We start from the raw sequence: 23,603 nt of genomic DNA on the forward strand, positions 1-23,603 counted from the left end.
CTGGGATGACAAGGGAGTCAAGACAGCGTCATAAAAAGTCATTAACATGTATCTTATTTTCAATTGAACTCTGGGTGACCATGAAAAAAATTCGCCTCTTGACCGTGGACGATGACAAGTTCATCCGTAATCTGGTTCAGAAGACCCTAAAAACCGAGTATTCCAATTTTGATGTGCAGGAAGCCGACCATGGCCGTAGAGCCCAGGCCCTGATGCAAAAGCATTCCTATGATCTGGTGCTCTGTGACTGGGAAATGCCGGAAATGAACGGCCTGGAACTACTGCAATGGGTGCGCTCCGAGGAAGAGCACAAGGATCAGCCCTTTATTCTGGTGACCAGCCTGGATAGCAAGGACAATGTAATTCAGGCCGTCGAGGCGGGTGTGGATGACTATATCGCCAAGCCTTTTACCCCCGAGCAGTTGCTGGGCAAGGTGGTTAAGACGCTGGTTAAAAAAGGCCACCTGACCCAGGAAGAAGCCGCCGCCATGAAACACCGGGAAAGAATTGCCGCTGCCGGTGGTGCAGAGCTGCTGGCAGGTGGACGCAGCCTGCCCAAGACCAAGAAAGTGGCCAAGGGCCCCAAGAGCAAAGGTCTTCTGGTCGCTGGTGAAGCCAGGGCGCCGGTCACGGTCAAGGATGTTAATCGCCGCGAAGCTCGCTTACTGGCCAAGCGCAGCGAGATACAGCCGGCCCTGGGTAGTCTGGTGCACGTCGGCTTGATGGGCGGGCCGGATGAACAGCCGCTCAAGGTCAGTCTGCGCGCCTTTGTTTCCGGACTGAAACTGGGCGAGCTGAATCCGCGCACCGACCAGCTACAAATCCGGGTCGTCTTTCTCAAGCAGGAAGGGGAAGTGGCCGAGCAATTCGAGCGGCTGCTTAATAGCCCGACCTAGTCATCATCAAAGGTTTCGCCCGGAGCCACCAGATGGATGCGGGTAATGGGCAGATGGCAGGTAAAGCAACTGCCCTGGCCCACCTCACTGTTGATGCTCAGGCGGCCCTGGTGGCGCAGCATGACATGCTTGACGATGGCCAGTCCCAGGCCGGTGCCACCGGTGCTGCTGGCGCGGCCCTGATCGACCCGGTAGAACCTTTCAGTCAGGCGTGATAGATGCTTGGGATCGATGCCGGGTCCGGCATCCACCACCTCCAGATGAGCACCGGCGCGATCATGGTACCAGCGCACCTGTATCTCTGTGCCTGGTCCGGTGTACTTGACCGCGTTGTAGACCAGATTGGAAAAGGCGCTGCGCAGTTCCTTTTCGGAACCATAGACACGAAGCTGGCGATCCACATCCAGAGTAATATGGTGCTCGTTGCCGGACAGGGCCAGGGCATCCTGGCGAATGGATTCCAGCAAGGCCTCGATATTGAGTGGATCGACGGAAACTTCCAGATCACTGGTTTCCAGGCGTGACAGGGTGAGCAGGTCTTCGACCAGATGCTCCATCCGCGTGGATTGCTGGCGCATCAGGGTCAGGCCACGTTGCCATTTGGGCGGCAGGGTATCGGCATGATCACTGAAGGTTTCCAGGTACCCGGAGAGGACCGTCAGCGGAGTGCGCAGCTCGTGGGAAACATTGGCAATAAAATCCTGGCGCATTCTTTCCAGACGCTGCATGCGGGTGAAGTCGCGTACCAGCAGCAGGCGATCATTCTCGCCAAAAAGGGTGACCTGGTATTCCAGGGTGCGTCCCTCAACGATGGGCGAGGGCATGATCAGGGGTTCCTGATAGCTCTTGCGCTCAAAATAGTCGACGAACTTGGGTTCACGCAGCAGGTGGGTGATGGGGCTGCCCTTGTCACTGGGACTGCGTAACCCCAGAAGATCCTCGGCGGCATAATTCCACCATTCCAGCTCGCCCCGGGCATCAATCATGACCACACCATCCTTAAGGGCCTGACTGGAATCCTGAATACGATCCAGAATATGGCGCAGGCGTTGTTGGTGGTCCTGCTGGTGACGCTGATAGGTATAGAGGTTATCGAAGACTTCACCCCAGACGCCACTGGCTTCCGGGGGTTCCTCCTGGGAGTGCGCTTGCCAATAGAGCAGGCTGTAGAGCTGCTTGAGGTAGTAGCCGAGAAAAAACAGGGCCATGATCAGCGTGGCGACCAGAGGATAGTCGACCAGCCATCCTACCCCGGCTGCCAGCAGCAGCCAGAAAACCAGTTTTTTGATTTCCTTGCGAAACAAGAAGGGCATGCAAGCTTTTCCTTATCCGTGTCCATCAAGCCTGGGTGGAAAAACGGTAGCCCGTACCCCTGACTGTCTGCACCAGTTGTCCGTAGTTTTCGCCCAGCGCCTTGCGCAAGCGGCGAATATGCACATCAACGGTTCTTTCCTCGACATAAACATTGCCCCCCCAAACCTGATCCAGCAACTGGTTACGAGTATAGGCTCTCTCCTGATGCGTCATGAAAAACTGCAGCAGGCGAAATTCGGTCGGGCCGATTTCCAGAGGCTGGTTTTGTGCAGTCACACGATGACTGACCGGGTCCAGCCGCAGACCGTTCACCTCGACAGGGTCTTCAACGCCTGGTGGTGTGGTCCGGCGTAATACCGCTTTCAGGCGGGCGACCAGTTCCCGGGGAGAAAACGGCTTGGTGATGTAATCATCAGCACCGGCTTCCAGACCCAGCACCTTGTTATCTTCCTCGCTGCGGGCCGTCAGCATGATGATGGGCGTTTCCGCCGTGACCGGGTCGCGCTTGAGGCGGCGGGCCAGTTCAATGCCGCTGGTGCCCGGCAACATCCAGTCCAGCAGTATCAGATCCGGCTGATGGTCGATGACCTGGGAATGGGCCTGGGTCGCATCTTCTGCTTCCAGGTAGTTATAATCCGCCATTTCCAGGGCAACGGCTATCATCTCCCGAATCGGAGCTTCATCATCAACAATGAGTACGGTCTTGTTGTTCATAAGGGGTTCCTGTGATGCATCCACTTGTTTCAGCATCATTACACCCGCTAAAAATGACAGGAAGATGACAGCGATTCAAGAAGTTGCCCGGCTCTCCAGAATTCAGTCAATCAGGTAATCCGCCACCAGACCGGCAAAGACCAGCATACCGGCATAGTGATTGTTTAAAAAAGCCCTTAAACAGGGGCCGCGCTGACGATCACGGATCAGCCATTGCTGCCAGGCAAAGAGGGCAGCCATCAACCCCAGGCCAGCGAAATAAAGAAGACCGCGACCGAAAGCCAGACCGGCAGCGATCAGCAGGCCCAGCGTGGCCAGTTGCAACAGACCGATCATCAGGCGGTCATAGCGTCCGAAAAAAACGGCCGTGGATTTAATCCCCACCTTGAGATCATCCGGCCGGTCCTCCATGGCATAGGCGGTGTCATAGGCCACTGTCCACACCAGGTTGGCCGCAAACACCAGCCAGAGTGCAGGCGGCAGGCTGTTGGTCTGGGCGGCAAAAGCCATGGGGATGGCCCAGGAAAAAGCAGCTCCCAATACCACCTGGGGAAAATGGGTGTAGCGCTTCATAAAGGGATAGCAGGCGGCCAGCAGCAGGCCGACCGGGGTCAGCTTGAGGGTCAGGGGATTGGTGAAGAGGACCAGCACAAAAGCTGCCAGAGCCAGGAGTACAAAAAGAACCAGCGCTTCACGGGCAGAGATTTCACCGGTGGCCAGGGGGCGGTTCACCGTGCGCTCGACATGGCCATCAAAATTGCGATCGGCAAAGTCATTGATCACACAGCCGGCGGCACGCATCAGGATGACGCCCAGGACAAAAATCAGCAGCACCTCCAGATCGGGCAGCCCACCCGCCGCAAACCAGAGTGCCCAGAGGGTGGGCCACATCAATAGCCAGGTGCCGATAGGCCGGTTGAGGCGCATCAGACGAATAAAAGCGGGAAGGCGTTGATACCAGGGGCCGCGAGCAGCAGAAATCATCCGGTCAGTCTCCATAAATTCCGCGAGTGGGCAGCTGCAAACGCGCCTGCATGGCAGGCAGGAAGTGCTCAGCAACCAGCAAGCGTAACGAAGCCTTGTTAAAACAGGAAGCCCTTCCCCAGTAGCTGGCAAAGGGCAGTTGTCCCGGCGCACAAAAGTGTAGAGGGCCGCGCTGTATATGCGGGTGGGTAAAAAGCAGATGCCCCAGGGCCTTGTTGCCGGTGTTTTTCAGGCGGCGCAGCAGACTGCCCCGGCTGTCGAGCGGCAACAGGGAGCGGGCAAAAACCCAGGGTTCCCCGTCGACTTCCAGCAAAACCTGACGCACCCAGATACGCCGGTGCTGACTGGCCAGCCAGGCTGCTTCATGCTGGTTGATCGGTAGTAGCCCCTCATTGAGGACACGCACACGAAAGCTTGTGTGGGCCTGTTGTTGCAGGCGACGAGTCAGGGAACCCTCTTCCTGCAACCAGCTGCGCCAGTCACCACTGGGTGCAGCCGCCAGAAAAGCCGCCGGTTGCCAGGCAGGCGCAGGCCAGGAATCGAGAGCTCGCAGGTGGCGATCGGTGACTTGCATGCTGGGCGTGTACCCTCCTCGGGGCTTTCATCTATAATGCAGCGGATTCTAACACAGCCCAGGAGATTAGATGTCGACAGCAACCGAGACACAACCGCTCATCATTATCGGCTCCGGCATGGCGGGCTATCAGCTGGCCATCGAAGTGCGCAATCGCCAACCGGATCAGCCGCTACTCTTGATGACCCGTGATTCCGGGCATTTTTATTCCAAGCCGTTGTTGTCCACTGCTCTGGCCAAGAACCAGCCTCCCGAACAGCTGACCATTGCCGACCCACGTCAACAGGCAGAAAACCTGGGTATTCAGATCGTCACTTTTGCCGAGGTTGAAGCGCTGGATATCGATAACCATCAAGTGCACCTGGAAGACCAGAGCTATAGCTACAGCCGGCTGGTTCTGGCCCTGGGCGCTGAACCCAGAGAGCTACCGGCTCCACCGGGAGCCCTGCATTCGATCAACGATCTGGATGACTACTTTGTGTTCCGCAAAGCCCTGGAAGGCCGGCAGCAGGTCACCGTGCTCGGTGGTGGTCTGGTCGGGGTGGAGATGGCTCAGGATCTGCTTTCTGCAGGCTATCAGGTGACCCTGGTAACGCGCGCCAACAGCCTTCTGCCTGGTCTCTTGCCGCCGCAGGTGGCGGACTTGCTGGAAAAGGCGCTGGTCGACAAGGGCCTGAAATTGCTCAAGCAGGAAAGCTTCAAGCTGATCGATGGTCAACCCGGTGACTGGCAGCTGGAACTGGAATCCGGCGAATTGCTGCAGGCTGAAGTGGTGATTTCTGCCCTGGGGCTGGAGCCACGTACCCGACTGGCAGAAGAAGCCGGTTTGAAGGTCAAGCGCGGAATCTGTGTTGATCGCCAGCTGCGCACCTCCAACCCGGATGTGTATGCCCTGGGGGACTGCGCCGAAATCGAAGGCCGGAATCTCATGTATGTCCAGCCACTGATGGCCTCGGCTCGCACCCTGGCCGAACACCTGAGCGGTGAACCCGCTGCCCTGGAATTGCCGCCGCTGCCTGTTCTGGTCAAGACACCTTCTTGCCCTGTCGTGGCTGCACCGCCCCCTGCAGGCAGTGACGGTGAATGGCAGTTAGATCTGGACGCTGACAGTGCCGAGGGACGTTTTGTCAGCCCCGAGGGGCAGTTGCTTGGTTTTGCCCTGGCGGGCAAGGCAGTACGCCGCAAGGTGCAACTGGTCAAGGAATTGCCACCTCTGCTGGGGCCGGATGCTTAAAGCGCACTCACTTTGGCTGACTTTATCAAACGGATGTTTTAATCTGGCGGTTTTTCCGCCAATAAAAGGTAAACACCATGTTGCGACTCAGGTTTTTGCTCTGGATGCTGGGGCGACTCCTTACCCGGGCTCACAAGAAGAACCCGCAAGTACGTGAAAAGCTGCGTAGCCAGCCGCTGAATTTTGTTATCAAAACCCGCGACTGGAAGGGGCGTAGCTATCAACTGCAGGAAGACAAGGCACGTACGCAAGCCGGGGATCTGGATGAAGCCGACATGAAGCTGATCTTTGAATCCGCCGATCAGGCCTGGCAAACCCTGACCAACAAGGATCGCAATGCCTTTATGCGCGCCCTGCAGGATGGCCACGTCAAGGTCGAAGGCGATCCCAAAAGGTTGTTTCAGCTGCAGGGGCTGATGAAGCACCTGGGGGTATAAAACATGGGCTCCCGCTGGTTGTTTTTGCTTCTGCTGCTCCTAGCTTTTTCTTTGCAGGCCGAGCCTTGCAGCCAGCAGCAACTGGATCGTGAAGCCGCCGTTACCCGGGTTTATGATGCCGATACCCTGACACTGGCCGATGGCACGCGGGTGCGCCTGCTGGGCATCGATGCCCCGGAAATGGGCCGTAACGGCCAGCCTTCTGAAGCCTTTGCCGTGGCTGGCCGCGATTACCTGCGTCAACTGCTGGCCAACAACGGTCAGCGGGTGCGTCTGGACTATGGTGTGGAAAGCCGTGATCGCCACGGACGCCTGCTGGCCTATGCCTTCCTTCCCGATGGTCGCAACATCAACCGACTGCTGCTGGAAGCAGGCTATGTCATGCAGATGTTTGTAGCCCCGGACACCCGCTATGCCACCTGTCTGCAGCCCTATGAAGACCAGGCGCTTCAGGCGGGGCGGGGGATCTGGTCCCTGGCTGAAAACCAGCCGGGATTGGCCGCCACCGAGATTACCTCAGCCGATACCGGCGGTGCCCGTGTTTATGGCCGGGTTGTGCGGGTGGCTCGCAGCCGTCATAACCTCTGGATCAATCTTCAGGGGCGGCTGGCGCTGCAAATCCCTGCCGAACATCTACCCGCTTTTGAAGGCCTGCCTCTGGAACAACTTGAAGGACGCCGGGTCCGAACCAGAGGTTGGTTGGTTGAAGACCGTAATCGTTATCAGGACTGGCGCTTGCAAGTCACCAGTCCCCTGGCTTTGGAAGTTCTGGATTAATTATGTCGCTACGTCTGGCCCGGCAAAAAGATCTGCCGGAAATCGTGCGTATTTATAACGCCTCCATTCCCGCAGGCAAGGCTACCGCCGATACCCTGCCCGTAACCGTGGAGCAGCGCCTGGACTGGTTCGCCAGTCACCAATCGCCAGAGCGCCCCCTCTGGGTGTGGGAAGATGAACAGCGACTGGGTGGCTGGGTCTCCCTGGGGGATTTTTACGGTCGCCCTGCCTATCGCAACACCTGTGAAGTCAGCATCTACCTGGACCCGGCCTGCCAGGGTCAGGGGCTGGGCAAAAAACTGCTGCAACATGCTCTGGAGGCCGCCCGCGAGGTCGGCATTACCCGTCTGGTGGGTTATATCTTCGCTCACAATGAGGCCAGTCTGCGTTTGTTTGAGGCCGAAGGCTTTGAATCCTGGGGTTATCTACCCGAGGTAGCAGAAATCAATGGCCGGGTCATTAGCCTCTGCATCCTGGGCAAAAAACTCGATCAGGGTTAAAAACACCCCGAAGGGTCAATTTAACCCTGATGGTTCGGGTGGAAAGTACCCTCTTTCTTCTCTAAGCCGTGATTCATGGGCTGGCACACTAATTGAAGGTGAAATAGCAACCTTCTTCTTCAAGTGATCCGGAGCCTCGCATGACTTCACAAAATTTCCTGGAAAGCGCCGCAAAAAAGACCTCGGCACAACTGATTGATCATCTGCTGGATCAGTACCATGCCCGTCACCGGGAGCACCTGCCCCAGGTGGCTGAGTTGGCCCGTCAGGTAGAAGCCAGTCATGCCGAGCACCCTGAAGTGCCTAACGGCTTGACCCAGCTACTGTTATCTATGCTACAGGAGCTGGATAGTCATATGCAGAAAGAGGAAATGATCCTCTTTCCTATGCTGCGCCAGGGGCGCTTTGCCCAGGCGACCGGTCCCATTCATGTGATGCAACTGGAACACCGGGAGCATGATGCCTCCCTCCAGCGTCTTCAGGCCACAGCCAAGAATCTGCAATTACCCGCCGATGCCTGTGCCACCTGGACGCAGCTTTATCAGGAAGTGGACACCTTTATGCGCGAGCTTCAGGAGCATATCGCCTTGGAAAATGAAGTCCTTTTTGCAGCCCGCACCCGGGATGCCGGGCAGGAGGTCGTCGAGTGAGGACAGCCGTCTTCAACCTGGGGTTTCGTCCCTTTTTTATTCTGGGCAGCCTGGCCGGTAGCGGCCTGATGCTGGTCTGGGTACTGCTACTGAGCGGCCAGGGGGGCTGGACTTCGATTCAAAACCCGCTGGCCTGGCACCGCCATGAAATGATCTTCGGCTATGCCGGGGCCATCCTGGCCGGTTTCCTGTTAACCGCGGTACGCCGCTGGACGGGTAAAAAGACCCCGGATGGCTGGCCGCTGGCACTGCTGGCACTGGTCTGGTTGGGTGCCAGGTTGATGCCCCTGGCCGGTGGGCCGTTGATGCTCTATGCCCTGTTGGATCTGATCTTCTGGGCAGGGCTTTGGGTCAGCCTCTGGCCAGCGCTCAAGGATTCCGAACTATCCAACCGCGTCTTTTTGCTCTTGATTGCCGGGCTCTTCCTGGCGGCACTGGCCAGCCATGGCGAACACCTGGGCCATGCCTCGTTTTGGCTGGGTCATTTAGGTGCTCATCTGGGCCTGGATCTGTTTGTGGTTATCCTCTTGTTGGTTGCTGGCCGCATCCTGCCGTTTTTTATCCAGTTGGGTTTGCAAGTGCCTGCTTTTCCGCGCCCGGCCTGGCTAGAAAAACCCTTGCCGTTTTTATTCGCTGCGCTTCTGTTGGCTGATTTGCTGGCACCTTTCAGCATCTGGTCGGCTGCGGCCAATATCCTTTTGGCTGTCTGGATGCTGCCGCGTCTCTGGATCTGGCACCATCCCGGCATCTGGAAAACCCCGCTGTTGTGGAGTCTCTACCTGGCCTTTATCTGGCTGCTCTTGGGGCTAGTGCTGCGCGGGCTGGGCATGCTGGAGCTGATCAACCCCTACATGGGGATTCATGCCCTGGGCGTGGGTGGTCTAGGCTTGATGACGCTGAGCATGATGAGTCGTATCAGCCTGGGGCATACCGGGCGACCGCTCAAGCCTTCCCCCTGGATCGTTTTGGCCTTTGCCCTCATGTTGGTGGCTGCTCTGGTGCGTGTCTTTGCGACCAGTTCGCTGGGCTTGCCTGCCTATCATCTGGCCGCCACCTGCTGGAGCTTGGCCCTGTTGATCTTTGTGCTGGTTTATACCCGTATTTTGATCTCGCCCCGACCGGATGGGCAGCCGGGTTAGGAAACCTCAGGTTAACTATTGCGTTGCGACCCACATGGATGTGGTAAGTGCAGTGATTTGCCGGGAGTAAATACTGCCTTTACTGTGTTGAAATTGACCTCAGAATGCTCATTTACTCGGTGGCTAGAGTAGAGATCAATTGTCTTCTTCGTCTTCCTGCAGGAGCTGGCGGCGACGTTCCTGCTCCTTGAGATGACGGCGGTTCTGGTAGCGGCGCAACACAGCAATCACCAGCGCCGCTACCAGCATGGCGGCAAGAATTGCCAGCTGCCAGGGGCCAGCCTGACCACGGCCCAGCCAGGTTTCCAGCAGGATAATCAAAGTAAAACCCAGGGCCTGGGTGATCACGGCCCAGAATCTCAGGGGGTCGTTCAACATGCATACCTCCGAAGCAAGTCTTCGCTGCAGGTGACAGTGCGCCTCAAACTGGCTAACCTATCGGGCTGGCATCGTCACCCTTGAGTTCTAGTACCCAGTTTACCGGAGGTTTCCCTTTTCATGTGCTCTTCTGCCCGCTTCCTTTCTATCCTCGTGTTACTGACGGGCCTGCTGCTGGCCTCACCGCTTTGGGCTAACCTCTCTTCCGAAGATGCAGCTGCTCAGGAGGACTTGCCTGAAGTCAGCGAAGATGCGGTTTCCCAGGCCAGGGAACGCCCCGAACCCATCAAGCATCTGGAAAACCAGGGGCTGGATATCATTCGTGATTTCCCCGTGGGTGAATCCCTGACCGGCTGGGTGGTGCGCTTTCAGGACAGAGACCTGATCGTGTATACCACGGCCGATGGTGACTACCTGATCAATGGCGTGGTGCTGGATGCCCAGGGTATGGATTTGACCGAAGAGCACCAGAAAACCTGGCTGCCTCGCCCAGCCTGGGAAGAATTGGAGGCTGCACACTACCTGACTGAACCCAGCCTGCTGGAAAACGAAAACGGCCAACTGGAAACCCGCACTCAGTTGTATATGTTCTTTGATCCTAACTGCCCTTTCAGTCAACTGGCCTGGGTGGCCATGCAGGCCTATCGTGAAGTGGGTGCCGAGATTCGCTGGATTCCCGTGGCCTACCTGAAACCAGATAGCCGCAATCGTACAGCGGCGCTGCTGGATGCCGATAATCCGGCCGCCTTGCTGGCGCAGAACATGGAAAACTTTGGCGAGCCTCAGGAAGAGCTGGATGTGAGTGTGGAAAACCAGCACCGCGAGCAGATGCAGGCCAACATGGACCTGATGCAATCCCTGGGTATTAATGGCACCCCCGGTTGGGTCTGGCAGAATGCCGAAGGCGAATTGCAAACCCATTCCGGTATGCCGCGCCTGCCGCGTCTGGCTGAAATTACCGGCCTGCCCAAGCAGGAGCACCCTGAACCCGAACTCATGCGTTTTCGCTGATCGGAACTGAATCACTATGGATGCGCTTACCCTCGGCCCCTTGTTGCTCCCGCTGAGTCGCCTGCCCGGCATTATTGCCCTGGTTCTGGTGCTGCTGCTAAGCGAACTGCTGGATAAGCGCTACCCCGGACTGGCGCGCTGGGGATGGATGACCGCTTTGGCAGGTGCCCTGGGTGGCCGCCTGGTGTATGCATTGCAAACGCCCCAAGCCTACCTGGATCAACCCTGGACCCTGGCCTATTTCTGGCAGCCGGGTTACAGCTGGTGGGGTGCTCTTTTGGGTGGTCTGTTGGTCACTCTAATCGTGGCTTATCGCCAGGTTACCCTCAGACGGATGGCCCCGGTGCTGCTGGGGATAACCGCTGCCGCCAGTCTTTTGACCCTGGCCCTCTTGCCGCAAAAAGAGTTGGGCGAGCCGCTGCCTGATTTGCAGGTCTTCACTCTGGAAGGCGAACCCCTGTCTTTGCAAAGTCTTGAAGGCAAACCCCTGCTGATCAATCTCTGGGCCACCTGGTGTCCGCCCTGTCGGCGGGAAATGCCCCTGCTGCAAAGCTATGTCGGGGATGAGCGCCTGACACTGGTAATACTCAATCAGGGCGAATCCCGCCTGGCCGTGAGTAACTACCTGCAGGAATACGAACTGGAATTTGAACAGGTGCTGCTCGACCCGGAAAGCAGTGCCATGCAACACTTTGAGGCACCAGGTTTACCCGCCACCTTGTTTTACTCGGCAGAAGGCCAGCAGGTGAATCGCCACTTCGGCGAACTGGGGCGCGGCCAGATCGAAGAGTTCATCCGCGACCAGGCCGGGGGTCTGGACAAATAAGGCTCACCGGCCTACAATTCCCGCCTCTTCAAAAACCGCCCGTAGCTCAGCTGGATAGAGCGTCGCCCTCCGGAGGCGAAGGTCATAGGTTCGAATCCTATCGGGCGGGCCATTATCTGAATTTTGACCCTCGCTCTCAGTATCCAAAAGCTTTCACAATCCTTCTGTGACCGCCTGGTGACCACTCCCCTTTCTCTCTTTGAAGACCTCTCACCGATTGAGCAATTAAGATCCTTACACTTGGATTCAGAGAGCAATAGCAACACAGTGAATGGCTTTTAGGTTGTGATAAGATCAACCCAAGCTAATTTCACGCACTGGGCTGCCGCCTTTTGAAAGGGATTCCCTGTAATGACTGACGATAAAACTTCTGCCTCCCAGACCGCAGCATTCATCTGGTCGGTGGCCGATCTGCTGCGCGGTGACTTCAAGCAAAGCCAGTATGGTCGGGTGATTTTGCCGTTCACCTTGTTGCGTCGGCTGGAGTGTGTGCTGGAGCCCACCAAGGATAAGGTTCTCTCTGCCGCTAACGAACACCAGAATAAACCGGATGCCGTGCGGGAAAAATTGCTCCTGCGGGCGGCTAACCAAAAGTTCTTCAATGCCTCACCGCTGAGCCTCGCCAAACTCTCGGACACCCAGGTGGCCGAAGACCTGATGAGTTACGTCCAGGCCTTCAGCCAGGATGCCCGGGAGATCTTTGAGCACTTCCACTTTGAAGACTTCGTTCAGCAACTCAGTGCCAACAACCTGCTGTACCAGGTGGTGCAACGCTTCGCCAGTATCGACCTGAGCCCCGATTCCATCAGCAATTTTGGCATGGGGGTGATCTTTGAAGAGCTGATCCGCAAGTTTGCTGAAAGCTCTAACGAAACCGCTGGGGAACACTTCACCCCGCGTGACATTGTTCACCTGACCACCTCACTGGTTCTCACCGATCAGGAAGCCAAGCTCAAGCCCAACAGCATCGTGACCATTTACGATCCGACAGCGGGTACGGGCGGCTTTCTTTCCGAGGGCGATGAGTATATCCAGAAGATCAGTGATCAGGTCACGGTCTCCCTGCATGGCCAGGAATTGAACCCTGAGTCCTACGCCATCTGTAAGGCGGACATGCTGATCAAGGGCCAGGAAGTCAGCAACATCAAGTTGGGTAACACCCTGTCCAACGATCAACTGGCTTCCAATACCTTCGATGTGATGCTCTCCAACCCACCGTTTGGCGTGGAGTGGAAGAAGGTTCAAAAGCAGGTGAACGATGAGCACAAGCAAAAAGGCTTTGACGGTCGCTTTGGTCCTGGTTTGCCTCGGGTCTCCGATGGTTCGCTGTTATTCCTGATGCACCTGGTCAGCAAGATGCGTGACGCCCGTGAAGGGGGTTCGCGCATTGGTATTATCCTGAATGGCAGTCCCTTGTTTACTGGGGGTGCTGGCAGTGGTGAATCGGAGATTCGCCGCTACCTGTTGCAGAATGACCTGGTGGAAGCCATCGTCGCCCTGCCCACGGATATGTTCTACAACACCGGCATTGCCACCTATGTCTGGGTCTTGTCCAACAACAAACCGGCCCAACGCAAAGGCAAGGTGCAGCTGATTGATGCCACTGACCGGGCTAGCAAAATGCGCAAGTCCCTCGGCAGCAAACGTCAGTTCGTCAACGATGCCGACCAGGACGAGATCGTGCGGATGTACGGGGAATTTCAGGAAACCAAGAAGAGCAAGATCTTCCCAATCGAAGCCTTTGGCTATCGCCGCATTACCGTCGAGCGACCACTGCAACTGAACTTCCAGACCTCAGAAGAACGCGTGGAGCGTATTCTGGACGAGAAAGCCATTCAGAAGATGGAGGCCGAAGAGCAGGAGAAGATTCAGGCGGCCTGTCGAGCCATGGATTCAGGCAAGGTGTATCGCAATCGCACCGAGTTCCAGAAGGCGCTGAAATCTCAGTTGACCGATCATCAGGTTTACCCGAGTGCCCCGCAAACCAAGGCGCTACTCAATGCCCTGAGTGAGCGCGACCCCGAAGCGGATATCTGCACCGACAAAAAGGGCAAGCCGGAGCCGGATACCGGCCTGCGGGACTACGAAAACGTACCACTCACTGAATCCGTCTACGACTACTTTGAGCGGGAAGTAAAACCCCACGTACCCGATGCCTGGATTGATGAATCCAAGTGCGACGAGCAAGACGGGGAAGTGGGTGTCGTGGGTTTCGAGATTCCGTTTAACCGCCACTTCTACGAGTTCAGGCCGCCTCGTCCACTGGATGAGATTGATGCGGATTTGAAGCAGTGTACCGACCGGATCAAGCAGATGATTGAGGAGTTGTCTGCATGATGCCTCTCCAGGATGCACACTTCGGCGGTTTTGTGCGCCTGGGAGGCGAAAAAGCAGCGGCTCGCTTGCTGAATGGCCGATATATGTATATATTGCACTTAACAATACCCGCCAAGGCTAGGCTCTACGGAGCAACCTCAAACCGGCGGGTTACTTGTTTCTGAGGCGCTGAAAATGGATTTTAATAAACCAGCCACCCGTTGGGAGCAACAAGTAGACCTCCTGCGCGCCCGAGGTATGGTCATCCCGGATGCAGGCCGAGCTCTGCATTATCTGAGCCACATCAATTATTACCGCCTGACGGGCTACTGGCTTCCGTTCGAGGCCGATCATTCCAGCCATCAGTTCACCCCCGGTACCACCTTCGACGCAGTACTCAATCTTTATATTTTTGATCGAGAACTCCGGCTACTGCTGCTGGATGCGATAGAGCGGGTCGAAGTCTCCTTGCGCGCCCAGTGGGCCTATCATATGGCGCACCGGCACGGGCCCCATGCCTACCTGGATGCCAGCCATGCATCCAATCTAAAGCTGCATGCCAGACATCTGGCGCAACTGGAAAAAGAACTATCCCGCTCCGAAGAAGCCTTCATCCAGCATTATCAGCAAAAATACCAAAAGCCGGTATCGCCCCCGGTTTGGGCGGTGAGCGAGATAATGTCTTTCGGCATGTTGTCGCGTTGGATCACCCAGATGGTGCCATCAGACCGTGCAGCTTTGGCAAAAACCTATCAGATGGATCAGGGCATGCTGAAAAACTTCGCTCGCCATCTGACCTATGTTCGCAATCTTTGTGCGCACCACAGCCGCGTATGGAATCGCAAACTGACGGTCACCATGCCGCTGCCCAGGACAAAACCCACCGGGCTGAAAGCCAATATGAGCACAACCCGAACCCGAAACATCTACAACACCCTGGTTATGCTCGTGCATTTGCTGAGCGTGATCAGCCCTGGGAGCCACTGGGCAGAGCGACTGATCGCTTTACTGGACAAACACCAAATTGAAACCTCGAAGATGGGCTTTCCCTCGGGTTGGCGAGCAATGCCCATTTGGAAAACATCGGTGGAGGCGAGCCATGAAAACCATTAACGTCTGGCTCTTGGTTCTTGTTTATGCGGGACTGAAGAAGCGCACCGATGGAGTTAAGCAGATGATTGAGGAGTTGTCTGCATGAGTTTTCCTGTATACGAAAGCTACCGGCAGATTGGCTCTTTTTGGTTTGATTCCCTGCCATCTTACTGGGGAATAGCTCCTTTGCGTTGGATATCCAGCATCTATGCTGGAGGTACCCCGGATAAGAGGAACGTCGAGTTTTGGGAGAACGGTTCAATACCGTGGTTAAACTCGGGCAGCGTTAACCAGTCTGAAATAACTAAACCCTCAGCCTTAATTACCGTTGAGGCGTTTCGAAATAGTAGCGCGAAGTGGATTCCTGCAGGTGGATTAGTTGTGGCATTGGCTGGACAGGGAAAGACGAAGGGTACGGTTGCACAGCTCACCATAGAGTCCACATGTAATCAATCAATGGCTGCTATCGTCCCGTCGCAGCCAGGTTCGGAGAGATAGCTTTTCTGGTGGCTAAAGGCCAATTATCAAAATATTCGTAACCTTGCAGGCGGTGACTTAAGAGATGGGCTCAACCTTGAAATGCTGGGTAACATTTTATGTCCGCGTCCCCCGCTATTTGAGCAAACCCAAATCGCCCGCTTCCTGGACCATGAAACCGCCAAAATCGACGCCCTGATCCACGAACAGGAACGCCTGATTGAGTTGCTACAGGAAAAACGCCAGGCGGTGATTTCCCATGCGGTGACCAAGGGGCTGGATCCGGATGTGCCGATGAAGGACTCCGGGGTGGAGTGGCTTGGTGAGGTGCCGGCGCATTGGCGTGTAATGCCTGCGAAGTTTCTTCTTGAGTTTGTAACGAGTGGATCTCGCGGATGGGCTGAATATTATTCAGATGCGGGTTACCTGTTCTTCCGAATTGCCAATCTCACCCGGGATTCCATACGCCCAAAGCTGGAATCAGTCCAACATGTCAGTCCACCTGAGTCATCTGAAGGCGGCCGAGCAAAGATCAAAGCTGGCGATATACTCGTTTCCATTACTGCAGACCTTGGTTCTGTCTGTGCGGCAGATCAATCGGTAGAGGGAGGATATGTGAGTCAACATGTTGCCCTCGCGAGACCGGACAAAAGTCGCTGTCATCCGGATTGGCTGGCATATTTTATTCTCGGCGACGCTGCTAAAGAGCAATTATTGGGCTCTGGTTACGGTGGAACCAAAGTTCAGCTGAGCCTTGAAGATATTAGAGAGTTGGTAGTAGCGGTACCGCCGCTGGTAGACCAAGAATCGATTGCAAAAGTGTTGGCTGAGAAGTTAAACGGTATGGAGGCTTTGATTTCTGAGGCTAATCAAGCTGTCAATTTCTTAGCTGAACGCCGTTCCGCCCTCATCTCCGCCGCCGTCACCGGCAAAATCGATGTCCGCGACTGGCAACCACCCGCCGATGAAAGCGCCTACGATGAGGAAGTTCGCCAAACCGGCATGGAGGCCACCGTATGAACCAGGGTCGCAGTATGCGTTTGTTCCTGGTGGACGGCACACCCAATGGTTTGCTCACCGCCGAGATCATGAACTGGACGGGCCACACGTTGACCGGCCCACGTTCCAAACTCACCAATCTGGTGAAACGCCCCGAGTGTGCCCGCACCGGTATTTATTTTCTGGTAGGGCCAGACCCGGACAACGCCATGCGGCCACTGGTTTACATTGGCGAGTCGGACGATGTGGCCAAGCGATTGAAGCAGCACAACCGGCCAGAGTCCCAAGGTGGGAAGGACTTCTGGGAAAAGGTGTGTCTGGTGACCAGCAAGGACCAGAACCTGACCAAAGCCCATGTGAAGTACCTGGAAAGCCAGCTGATCGCCCTGGCCAAACAATCCGGTCGTTGCGGTTTGGTGAACAACACGGCCCACGATTACACCATCCTGCCGGAGTCAGACCAGGCGGATATGGCGTTCTTCATTGAGCAGGTTCGTACCGTTTTACCGGTGTTGGGTTTTGATTTCCTGCGGGATAGCCAGAAGCTAGTTGAGGCGCAGCGTGACAGTCGCGATGCTCCGCAAACCTCAGCCCGTTTTACTATGGAACTGTCCAAGTACGGCATTGCCGCCGAAGCCGAGGAAGTGGATGGCGATTTTGTGGTGCTGGCTGGCAGCAAAGCCCGGAACCATTGGGTCAGTAACAGTAGTTACGCCAGCTACCAGCCGTTGTACCAGCAACTGACTGAAGACGGTGTGTTGGTTTCCAATGAGTCCGGCGAGGTGGTCTTCTCCCAAGACCAGATGTTCTCCAGCCCCAGTGCTGCCGCTGCAGTGGTCTCTGGTCGGCCGGCCAATGGCCGGACCACCTGGCTGGAGAAAACCAGCCGCAAGACTTATGGTGATTGGCAAAGCGCCATGGTGGAGGCACAAACGCCCGCCATAGAGTCAGACGATTAAACATTGAAGCCCAGCGCACGTTAACAGGACCCCTTTTACCAGGAGCAGTCATGGCAGACAGCCGCGAAAAATTCTTCCAGAACGATATCCTTGCCGATTTGAAAAGCCAGGATTGGCTGGTCGGTCAAGCATCGGGTTACGACCCCATCAACGCGGTCTATACCGAAGACCTGGTGGCCTACTTTCAGGAAGCCTGGCCGGACCGTTGGGAGAAGTTTTGCCAGAGCAACCCGCAGAACCCTGAGAAGGTGTTGGTGCAAAAGACGATTCGTGCGCTGGAGAAAAAGGGCACGCTGGATGTGCTTCGCCATGGTTTCAAAGTGCCGGGGGTAAAGATTGACCTCTGCAGCTTCAAGCCAGACCATGGCATGAACCCGGACAGCAAACGCCGTTATGTCGCCAACCGTTTGCGGGTGGTGGAAGAGGTGTCCTACTCACCCCATGCCCGAACCGGCAGCTACAATCCACGTCTGGATCTGGTGTTGTTTGTGAACGGTATTCCCACCGCCACACTGGAGTTGAAGAGCGAGTTCAAGCAAACCGTTGAGAACGCCAAGCGCCAGTACAAAAAAGACCGCCCGGTAAAAGATCCGGTCACTCGTAAGCCCGAACCCCTGCTGACCTTCAAACGAGGCGCACTGGTTCACTTTGCCGTGAGCCAGGACGAGGTGGCCATGACCACTCGCCTGAATGGCCAGGATACCTTCTTTCTGCCGTTCAATCGGGGCACGGAAGACGGGGGTGCCGGTAATCCCAGAGCGGATGATGAAAACCGTTATGCCACGGATTATCTGTGGCGGAAGGTGCTCCAGAAGGATGCCTGGCTCAAGGTGATTGGCCGCTTCCTGCATTTGGAAAAGAAAACCGAAGAAGACTTTTACGGTAACCGCAAAACCAAGGAAACCCTGATCTTCCCCCGTTACCACCAGTGGGATGTGGTGAACCAACTGGTTCAGACCACCAAGGAAGAGGGTGCCGGTCATCGTTACCTGATTCAGCACAGTGCGGGGTCGGGCAAATCCAACTCCATTGCCTGGTCGGCACACCAGCTAGCTCAGCTGTACGCTGAGGATGGCCAGAAGCTGTTCAGCTCCATCATTGTGGTGACTGACCGAACCGTGTTGGACAGCCAGTTACAGGACACCATCTACCAGTTTGAACACGCTCAGGGTGTGGTTCGGCCCATTACCCGGGATATCGGTAACCAGAGCAAATCCGAGCAACTGGCGGAGGCGCTGGCCGAAAAGACCCGTATTATCATCGTCACCATTCAGACCTTTCCGGCACTTTTTGATGCCCTGGATAAACACCCGCAACTGGCTTCAGGTCGGTACGCAGTGATTGCTGACGAGGCACACTCTTCCCAGACCGGCTCTTCTGCAACCAAGCTGAAGGCCCTACTCGGTGGTGATTTGCCAGATGGCGAAGAGATCAGTGCTGAAGAGTTGCTGGACGCGGCGGTTGCCTCCCGCAAACCCAGCCAGACGATCAGCTACTATGCCTTCACGGCGACGCCCAAGGGCAAGACGCTGGAATTGTTTGGTCGTGTGCCTGATCCTTCGCAACTGCCGAGTGACACCAACAAGCCTGAGCCCTTCCATGTGTATTCCATGCGCCAGGCCATTGAGGAAGGGTTCATTCTGGATGTGCTGAGGCGGTACACCACCTATGCAGTGGCCTGGAGGCTGGCTCACCCGGATGGCGAAGACGAAAAGGTGGACTCCAAGAAAGCCCGTACCAAGCTAGCCAAGTGGGTGCGGCTGCATCCCTACAACATCAATCAGAAGGTGGAGGTGATTGTTGAGCACTTCCGGGAAAATGTGCGCCATCTACTGGATGGTCAGGCAAAAGCCATGGTGGTGACTTCCAGCCGCCAGGAAGCAGTCCGTTATCAACTGGCGATGCTTGAGTACATCAAGGAGCGAGGCTATAGAGATGTGCATCCCTTGGTGGCCTTCTCGGGCAGCTTGCCACCAGATGGGGTGTTGCCTGAAGAAGTAACGGAAACCAGCAGTCTGCTCAATCCGGGTCTTAACGGGCGCGATCATGCCAAGGCGCTGGATACTGACGATTTTAATGTGATGTTGGTGGCCAACAAGTACCAGACAGGTTTTGACCAGCCCAAGCTCTGCGCCATGTACGTGGACAAGAAGCTCAAGGGCGTGGAATGTGTGCAAACCCTATCCCGGTTGAACCGCTTATTCCCCGGCAAGGAAACCTTTGTTCTGGATTTTGTGAATGACGCCAGCGACATTCTGGAATCCTTCCTGCCTTACTACAACAAGGCGGAATTGAGTGGGGTGTCCGAGACTCAGGTGGTCTATGACCTGCAGGATGCGCTGGATAGCGAACAGATTTACCACTGGAACGAAGTGGAAGGCTTTGCCCGAGCCTTCTTTGACCCCAAAGCCCCCTCCTCACAATTAAGCTATTACTGCAAGCCTGCCCAACAACGCTTCAACCAGCGCTATAAATTGCTACGTGATGAACGCAAGGATGCGGAGAACGCAAGACGCCAGACTGAGAAAGAGGGCAATGATCATGGTTTGAAGCAAGCAGAGGCCACGCTTAAGGAGATAGGTTTAGGTCTGGATCAATTGGATCTGTTCAAGAAGAACCTGGGTAGCTTTGTGCGGGCCTATGAGTTCATGGCTCAGATAGTTTTCTTTGATGATACGGAACTGGAGCAGTTGTGTGTTTTCGCCAAACACCTGCTACCGTTGCTGCGCCAGGAAGCACTGGATGATGACGAGCTGGATATCACGGAGCTGCAGCTGACGCATTACCGAATCACCAAACGAAAAGAACACGAACTCAAACTGGCCGAGGATGAAGGGGACTATGTGCTGGACCCGGTGACAGAGATGGGATCCGGCAAAGCCCATGATCCGGAAAAAAAGCGACTTTCTGAAATCATCGAAACCCTGAATGATCTTTTCGGTGCGGAAGTCTCGGACGAAGATCAGCTGCATTTTGCCAATGGTATTGCAGATCGTGTACGTCGCGACGAGGCCGTAATGGCTCAGGTCAATAATCATTCCAGAGAGCAAGTGATGCATGGTTTGTTTCCTAAACGCCTGACCGACCTGGTGCTGGACTCGATGACCGATCACGAAAAACTGTCCATGGAAGTGCTGGAAAGCGAAAGCAAACAAAAAACCTTTGCCCTGCTGATTTTGAAGCTTCTATCCGAACAGGGCCAAGCGGGTTCTGATTACTACAGCTAGGGAAGTGCCAGCCTGTAACTGGCTGAATATGCAACAGGTTTAGAGGAAGGTGTAGGGAAATTTGCAAAATCTCAAATTTTTCCGCCACTGGCCTAGCTGATTGGGCTGACAGTTTTAGTAATACTCAACTTGCCAATGGCATAGAACCTATGCCGAATTTTATGTGGAAGCAGGCAGCAAAATTATCAGTAGGTTGAGCGCTGCTTTTTTTGTGAATTTGACTCCCAGGGAGGGACGATGACCATTATCAAGGAAACCGATAGCCTTCAATCAACGTTAACGAGTCTTGAAAGGCTGGCTGAACATACCGAAACGACTAATCCTGCTATTCATAACAAGGTCCTTGGTGAAATTAAAAATCGTAGGGCCGGTTTATCGACTGAAAAGCAGGTGGCCTGGTTGCTGGGTAAGGAGTACCGCGATCATCCGCATGCGGTTCTACTCAATGATTTACGCTTGGACATGGATGGTGATGTGTCACAAATCGACCACCTTGCGATTAGTGTTTACGGAATCGTTTCCCTGTTTGAAACCAAAAGTTTTAAGTCTGGTTTGAAGGTGGATGCTGATGGCACCTGCTGGACTTGGCGAGGAGGGAAGAAATATGAAATACCGTCACCTCTTCGCCAGTCTCAAAGACATGAATCAAGCGTGCGTAAGGCTTTAGAAGCTTGTGGTTATTCGGCTCTGGAAATCCGACATTTTGTTCTTGTTGATTACAAAGCACCTTTAACCAAGCCAAAAAAAGGTTTTGAAAATTTTTGCCGACCGGATCGTGTTCTTGAGGCTAAAGAGAAAGTTGGGTTGCGTGTAGGCACCACCTTTCGTGCTTTAGGGCGAGTTATGACCGGGCAAGCTCTGGCCAAGACCGACCTGGAAGAAATTGGCAGGCGTTTGGCTCGGTTACACCAACCCATAAAACCGGATGTTTGGGGGCGGTATGGGTTAATTGAACCACCTATTAAACCCGAAGAAAAACCAGCCTTGCTCACTTCCTCCAAGCTGGCCAAGGCACTGGGCTTGACCACTCAGGAACTCTTAATGCAATCCGCTCGTTTAGGCTATGCCTACGAAAAAGACGGAGTTTTTTTTGCCACCCTGGATGCAGAAAATCTGGGAGCCAGAAACTGCAAAGGGCGACATGGCCCGTATATTCTTTGGCCTGCTAATTATGATCCGGCCGATTTCAGCTAATTCCTGAAATGGCATATCTCAAGGGTGTATTGAAGGTAGCGGCTAACACTTTTGGTAAAAGGTTCGATTTTTGACCTGAGTGCTATAAAGGCCGCTTTTTTGCGCCACTTCTGGTGGACTGAACTGCAATGCATGTTTACTCTTTCTTACATTTCGCAGACACTTAGAGTTTGATGCTGCATGAATGCGATTCAGAGCAGCGCGGTGATTCAAATTCAGTCTAGTGGCGCCCCCGGCCCAAGATTCTTACTAAGGAGATTCACATGCATCAGCGTTTTACTTTGTGGTGGCAACCAGCCTTTTTTCTGCTGGTTGGCTTCTTGTTGTTGGGTCACCTTTCCGCCGCCTGGGCTGAAGCGCCCCAAGCGCTGGTGCTTACCAAGGGCGGAGAGCGTCAATCGCTTAGCCTGAGCGAGATTGAATCTCTCGGATTGTACGAAGTGACGATGCAGCATCCTGAAGGTCCGGAGGGCACCTTTGCCGGGGTCTGGCTGGATGATTTCCTGGCCAGCCAGGGTCTGGATGAAGCAGGCCGCGTGAGGTTTATCGCTGAAGATGGCTATACCACTTTTCTTACCGCAGAAGATCGTCAGGAAAAGTCCTACCTGCTGGTGACGCGTTTGGATGGTGAGCCGGTACCGCAGGAGGATCTGGGGCCCTTTATGTTGATTGTGCCGGAGGATGCTGAGGCGGCACTGGATGGTTCTGCTTCCATTACTCGCTGGATCTGGGCGCTAAGGCAAATCCAGGTGCAATGATGCTGATGTCGGGTAAACAGCTACAAGGGTGGCTCGCCGCTGCCTTTGTGTTGTTGTTGCTGGTCTGTGGACTGGCGACGGCCTACTACCTGAAAGAAGCCGAGCGCCATGTGGGGGCTGATTATACCTCCATGGTGACCGATGTGATCCGGGCTCAGGCCAGTGTCTCCGAGTTGCACCTGGCGTTGGATACTCTGCGCAAAGAAGGGGAAGAGCACCACCTTTATCAGCTTCAGGGCATACTCAAGAGCATCGAGCGGCGGGCGAGAACTGTTCTCCATTCACTGAGCCAAAGTGATTTATATGCGGCCGATTATACGGCTCCTTTTGAAGAAATTGTCAGGGCCGAGAGTTCACTGGCAGTGATGCTGGAGCCGCTGCAGACAGGTGAGAACGAGGCACTGGATGAAGCGGTTAAAGCCGAGCTTTTCCGTCAGGGAACGGTGCTTGAGCAGAATCTTGCCTGGGCCTATAGCGAACTCAACGAGATGCTGCACCTGGCCTCGGCCGACCAGCGTCAGCTGATGCAGTGGCTATCCGTGGCTGTTTTGAGTTTGCTGTTGTTGGTGGTGCTGGTGGTGGGGATCTTGATGCTGGCACTGTTGCGTATTCATCAACAGAAAGACGCCTTACTGCATCAAAGTCAGACGGATACGCTCACCGGCCTCTACAACCGCCGCCGCATGTATCAGCTTGCCGAGCAGGAATTGGCCAGGGTGCATCGCAATGGTGGTAGCCTGGGGCTGGTGCTGATCGATCTGGACCACTTTAAACAGATTAACGATACCTACGGTCACCCCACGGGTGATGCTGTCCTCAAGGCTTTTGCCGGGATGTTGGTTAAAGAGATTAGAGAGCAGGATGTCGCTGTGCGCATGGGCGGTGAGGAGTTCGCCGTTATCCTGCCGGATAGCGATCTGTCTTCAGCCTATGCTTTGGCTGAACGCATCCGTGAGGCTACCCAGGCTCTGTGTTTGCCTCATCAGGTCAAGCTGACCGCCAGCTTTGGTGCCAGTACCGCCCAGCAGCCTGACGAGACCTTTGAGCAGTTGTTCTCCCGCACTGACAAGCTGCTTTATCAAGCCAAGACGCAGGGACGTAACCGCACAGCAATCGACTGAGTCTCGCTTGGCTGACTCCACCCCTC

23 protein-coding genes and 1 tRNA gene are annotated in these 23,603 nt (G+C 55.3%); 19 read left to right on the top strand and 5 right to left on the bottom strand.

What is annotated here, in order from left to right; translation table 11 throughout:
* Positions 1-80 precede the first annotated feature (80 nt).
* The gene (locus DFK18_RS04300) at positions 81-896 is read left to right on the top strand and encodes a response regulator (protein WP_162299680.1); all 816 of its coding nucleotides are present in this window, start codon (positions 81-83) and stop codon (positions 894-896) included.
* On the opposite strand, the gene phoR is transcribed toward DFK18_RS04300, so the two are convergent.
* The 4 genes from phoR to DFK18_RS04320 form a co-directional block, all read right to left on the bottom strand.
* Entirely contained in the window at positions 893-2,209 is a 1,317-nt protein-coding gene (gene phoR / locus DFK18_RS04305) for a phosphate regulon sensor histidine kinase PhoR (RefSeq protein WP_114416982.1), read from the bottom strand. The genes DFK18_RS04300 and phoR overlap by 4 nt on opposite strands.
* A 25-nt stretch (positions 2,210-2,234) precedes the next feature.
* Positions 2,235-2,924, bottom strand: coding sequence for a phosphate regulon transcriptional regulator PhoB (phoB, locus tag DFK18_RS04310; protein ID WP_114416983.1), 690 nt, complete (start codon positions 2,922-2,924; stop codon positions 2,235-2,237).
* A 102-nt stretch (positions 2,925-3,026) separates the two neighbouring features.
* Entirely contained in the window at positions 3,027-3,908 is an 882-nt protein-coding gene (ubiA, locus tag DFK18_RS04315; RefSeq protein ID WP_114416984.1) for a 4-hydroxybenzoate octaprenyltransferase, read from the bottom strand.
* Positions 3,909-3,912: 4 nt separating this feature from the next.
* A complete protein-coding gene (locus DFK18_RS04320; RefSeq protein ID WP_114416985.1) occupies positions 3,913-4,482 on the bottom strand; it encodes a chorismate--pyruvate lyase family protein in 570 nt (189 codons plus the stop codon).
* 70 nt (positions 4,483-4,552) lie between these two features.
* Here DFK18_RS04320 and DFK18_RS04325 point away from each other — a divergent pair, with 70 nt between their 5' ends.
* The 6 genes from DFK18_RS04325 to DFK18_RS04350 all read left to right on the top strand — a co-directional run bounded on the left by DFK18_RS04325 (position 4,553) and on the right by DFK18_RS04350 (position 9,219).
* Positions 4,553-5,716, top strand: coding sequence for an NAD(P)/FAD-dependent oxidoreductase (locus DFK18_RS04325; protein ID WP_114416986.1), 1,164 nt, complete (start codon positions 4,553-4,555; stop codon positions 5,714-5,716).
* Between the two features lie 77 nt (positions 5,717-5,793).
* Positions 5,794-6,153: an SCP2 sterol-binding domain-containing protein gene (locus tag DFK18_RS04330; protein ID WP_114416987.1), complete on the top strand. Its 360-nt coding sequence runs from the start codon at positions 5,794-5,796 to the stop codon at positions 6,151-6,153.
* 3 nt (positions 6,154-6,156) lie between these two features.
* Positions 6,157-6,930 carry a thermonuclease family protein gene (locus DFK18_RS04335; RefSeq protein WP_114416988.1) on the top strand — a complete coding sequence of 258 codons (774 nt, stop codon included), beginning with the start codon at positions 6,157-6,159 and terminating at the stop codon, positions 6,928-6,930.
* 2 nt (positions 6,931-6,932) lie between these two features.
* Positions 6,933-7,430 (top strand): GNAT family N-acetyltransferase, encoded by a 498-nt coding sequence (locus tag DFK18_RS04340; RefSeq protein WP_114416989.1) that lies wholly within the window; start codon positions 6,933-6,935, stop codon positions 7,428-7,430.
* A gap of 140 nt (positions 7,431-7,570) precedes the next feature.
* Positions 7,571-8,080: a hemerythrin domain-containing protein gene (locus DFK18_RS04345; RefSeq protein ID WP_114416990.1), complete on the top strand. Its 510-nt coding sequence runs from the start codon at positions 7,571-7,573 to the stop codon at positions 8,078-8,080.
* Entirely contained in the window at positions 8,077-9,219 is a 1,143-nt protein-coding gene (locus DFK18_RS04350; protein ID WP_114416991.1) for an NnrS family protein, read from the top strand. Before DFK18_RS04345 ends, DFK18_RS04350 begins: the two co-directional genes overlap by 4 nt.
* Positions 9,220-9,354: 135 nt before the next feature.
* Here the strand turns inward: DFK18_RS04350 and DFK18_RS04355 are convergent, their stop codons facing one another.
* On the bottom strand, positions 9,355-9,597 hold the full coding sequence (locus DFK18_RS04355) for a hypothetical protein (protein ID WP_114416992.1): 243 nt from the start codon (positions 9,595-9,597) through the stop codon (positions 9,355-9,357).
* A gap of 120 nt (positions 9,598-9,717) precedes the next feature.
* Here DFK18_RS04355 and dsbG point away from each other — a divergent pair, with 120 nt between their 5' ends.
* The 12 genes from dsbG (at position 9,718) to DFK18_RS04415 (ending at position 23,577) form a co-directional block, all read left to right on the top strand.
* Positions 9,718-10,608, top strand: a complete 891-nt coding sequence (gene dsbG / locus DFK18_RS04360; RefSeq protein ID WP_114416993.1) for a thiol:disulfide interchange protein DsbG — start codon at positions 9,718-9,720, stop codon at positions 10,606-10,608.
* Between the two features lie 16 nt (positions 10,609-10,624).
* Complete coding sequence (locus DFK18_RS04365; protein WP_114416994.1) at positions 10,625-11,434, top strand: TlpA disulfide reductase family protein; 810 nt, start codon at positions 10,625-10,627, stop codon at positions 11,432-11,434.
* A 35-nt stretch (positions 11,435-11,469) separates the two neighbouring features.
* A tRNA-Arg gene (locus DFK18_RS04370) sits at positions 11,470-11,546 on the top strand.
* A gap of 239 nt (positions 11,547-11,785) precedes the next feature.
* On the top strand, positions 11,786-13,771 hold the full coding sequence (locus DFK18_RS04375) for a type I restriction-modification system subunit M (RefSeq protein WP_114416995.1): 1,986 nt from the start codon (positions 11,786-11,788) through the stop codon (positions 13,769-13,771).
* A 174-nt stretch (positions 13,772-13,945) separates the two neighbouring features.
* Positions 13,946-14,863 carry an Abi family protein gene (locus tag DFK18_RS04380; RefSeq protein ID WP_114416996.1) on the top strand — a complete coding sequence of 306 codons (918 nt, stop codon included), beginning with the start codon at positions 13,946-13,948 and terminating at the stop codon, positions 14,861-14,863.
* Positions 14,864-14,944: 81 nt separating this feature from the next.
* A complete protein-coding gene (locus DFK18_RS14815; RefSeq protein WP_114416997.1) occupies positions 14,945-15,340 on the top strand; it encodes a restriction endonuclease subunit S in 396 nt (131 codons plus the stop codon).
* An 81-nt stretch (positions 15,341-15,421) separates the two neighbouring features.
* Positions 15,422-16,339, top strand: coding sequence for a restriction endonuclease subunit S (locus DFK18_RS04390; protein WP_114416998.1), 918 nt, complete (start codon positions 15,422-15,424; stop codon positions 16,337-16,339).
* A gap of 68 nt (positions 16,340-16,407) precedes the next feature.
* Positions 16,408-17,277 carry a GIY-YIG nuclease family protein gene (locus DFK18_RS04395; RefSeq protein ID WP_245944326.1) on the top strand — a complete coding sequence of 290 codons (870 nt, stop codon included), beginning with the start codon at positions 16,408-16,410 and terminating at the stop codon, positions 17,275-17,277.
* A gap of 50 nt (positions 17,278-17,327) precedes the next feature.
* Positions 17,328-20,504, top strand: a complete 3,177-nt coding sequence (locus DFK18_RS04400) for a type I restriction endonuclease subunit R (RefSeq protein WP_114417000.1) — start codon at positions 17,328-17,330, stop codon at positions 20,502-20,504.
* A gap of 237 nt (positions 20,505-20,741) precedes the next feature.
* Complete coding sequence (locus tag DFK18_RS04405; RefSeq protein WP_114417001.1) at positions 20,742-21,698, top strand: nuclease-related domain-containing protein; 957 nt, start codon at positions 20,742-20,744, stop codon at positions 21,696-21,698.
* 263 nt (positions 21,699-21,961) lie between these two features.
* Positions 21,962-22,456, top strand: a complete 495-nt coding sequence (locus tag DFK18_RS04410) for a molybdopterin-dependent oxidoreductase (RefSeq protein ID WP_114417002.1) — start codon at positions 21,962-21,964, stop codon at positions 22,454-22,456.
* Positions 22,456-23,577, top strand: a complete 1,122-nt coding sequence (locus DFK18_RS04415) for a GGDEF domain-containing protein (RefSeq protein ID WP_162299681.1) — start codon at positions 22,456-22,458, stop codon at positions 23,575-23,577. Before DFK18_RS04410 ends, DFK18_RS04415 begins: the two co-directional genes overlap by 1 nt.
* Positions 23,578-23,603: the final 26 nt, after the last annotated feature.

This window comes from Marinospirillum perlucidum (genome assembly GCF_003336805.1).
Classification (GTDB): Bacteria; Pseudomonadota; Gammaproteobacteria; order Pseudomonadales; family Halomonadaceae; genus Marinospirillum; species Marinospirillum perlucidum.

Bases quoted from the DNA above. Each gene is read 5' to 3' on its own strand.
- DFK18_RS04330 (WP_114416987.1), top strand. From the start codon at position 5,794: ATGTTGCGACTCAGGTTTTTGCTCTGGATGCTGGGGCGACTCCTTACC.
- DFK18_RS14815 (WP_114416997.1), top strand. From the start codon at position 14,945: ATGAGTTTTCCTGTATACGAAAGCTACCGGCAGATTGGCTCTTTTTGG.
- DFK18_RS04390 (WP_114416998.1), top strand. From the start codon at position 15,422: ATGCTGGGTAACATTTTATGTCCGCGTCCCCCGCTATTTGAGCAAACC.
- DFK18_RS04355 (WP_114416992.1), bottom strand. From the start codon at position 9,597: ATGTTGAACGACCCCCTGAGATTCTGGGCCGTGATCACCCAGGCCCTG.
- DFK18_RS04375 (WP_114416995.1), top strand. From the start codon at position 11,786: ATGACTGACGATAAAACTTCTGCCTCCCAGACCGCAGCATTCATCTGG.
- DFK18_RS04410 (WP_114417002.1), top strand. From the start codon at position 21,962: ATGCATCAGCGTTTTACTTTGTGGTGGCAACCAGCCTTTTTTCTGCTG.
- DFK18_RS04340 (WP_114416989.1), top strand. From the start codon at position 6,933: ATGTCGCTACGTCTGGCCCGGCAAAAAGATCTGCCGGAAATCGTGCGT.
- dsbG (WP_114416993.1), top strand. From the start codon at position 9,718: ATGTGCTCTTCTGCCCGCTTCCTTTCTATCCTCGTGTTACTGACGGGC.
- ubiA (WP_114416984.1), bottom strand. From the start codon at position 3,908: ATGATTTCTGCTGCTCGCGGCCCCTGGTATCAACGCCTTCCCGCTTTT.
- phoR (WP_114416982.1), bottom strand. From the start codon at position 2,209: ATGCCCTTCTTGTTTCGCAAGGAAATCAAAAAACTGGTTTTCTGGCTG.
- DFK18_RS04405 (WP_114417001.1), top strand. From the start codon at position 20,742: ATGACCATTATCAAGGAAACCGATAGCCTTCAATCAACGTTAACGAGT.
- DFK18_RS04345 (WP_114416990.1), top strand. From the start codon at position 7,571: ATGACTTCACAAAATTTCCTGGAAAGCGCCGCAAAAAAGACCTCGGCA.
- DFK18_RS04300 (WP_162299680.1), top strand. From the start codon at position 81: ATGAAAAAAATTCGCCTCTTGACCGTGGACGATGACAAGTTCATCCGT.
- DFK18_RS04335 (WP_114416988.1), top strand. From the start codon at position 6,157: ATGGGCTCCCGCTGGTTGTTTTTGCTTCTGCTGCTCCTAGCTTTTTCT.
- DFK18_RS04325 (WP_114416986.1), top strand. From the start codon at position 4,553: ATGTCGACAGCAACCGAGACACAACCGCTCATCATTATCGGCTCCGGC.
- DFK18_RS04400 (WP_114417000.1), top strand. From the start codon at position 17,328: ATGGCAGACAGCCGCGAAAAATTCTTCCAGAACGATATCCTTGCCGAT.
- phoB (WP_114416983.1), bottom strand. From the start codon at position 2,924: ATGAACAACAAGACCGTACTCATTGTTGATGATGAAGCTCCGATTCGG.
- DFK18_RS04415 (WP_162299681.1), top strand. From the start codon at position 22,456: ATGCTGATGTCGGGTAAACAGCTACAAGGGTGGCTCGCCGCTGCCTTT.
- DFK18_RS04395 (WP_245944326.1), top strand. From the start codon at position 16,408: ATGAACTGGACGGGCCACACGTTGACCGGCCCACGTTCCAAACTCACC.
- DFK18_RS04365 (WP_114416994.1), top strand. From the start codon at position 10,625: ATGGATGCGCTTACCCTCGGCCCCTTGTTGCTCCCGCTGAGTCGCCTG.
- DFK18_RS04320 (WP_114416985.1), bottom strand. From the start codon at position 4,482: ATGCAAGTCACCGATCGCCACCTGCGAGCTCTCGATTCCTGGCCTGCG.
- DFK18_RS04380 (WP_114416996.1), top strand. From the start codon at position 13,946: ATGGATTTTAATAAACCAGCCACCCGTTGGGAGCAACAAGTAGACCTC.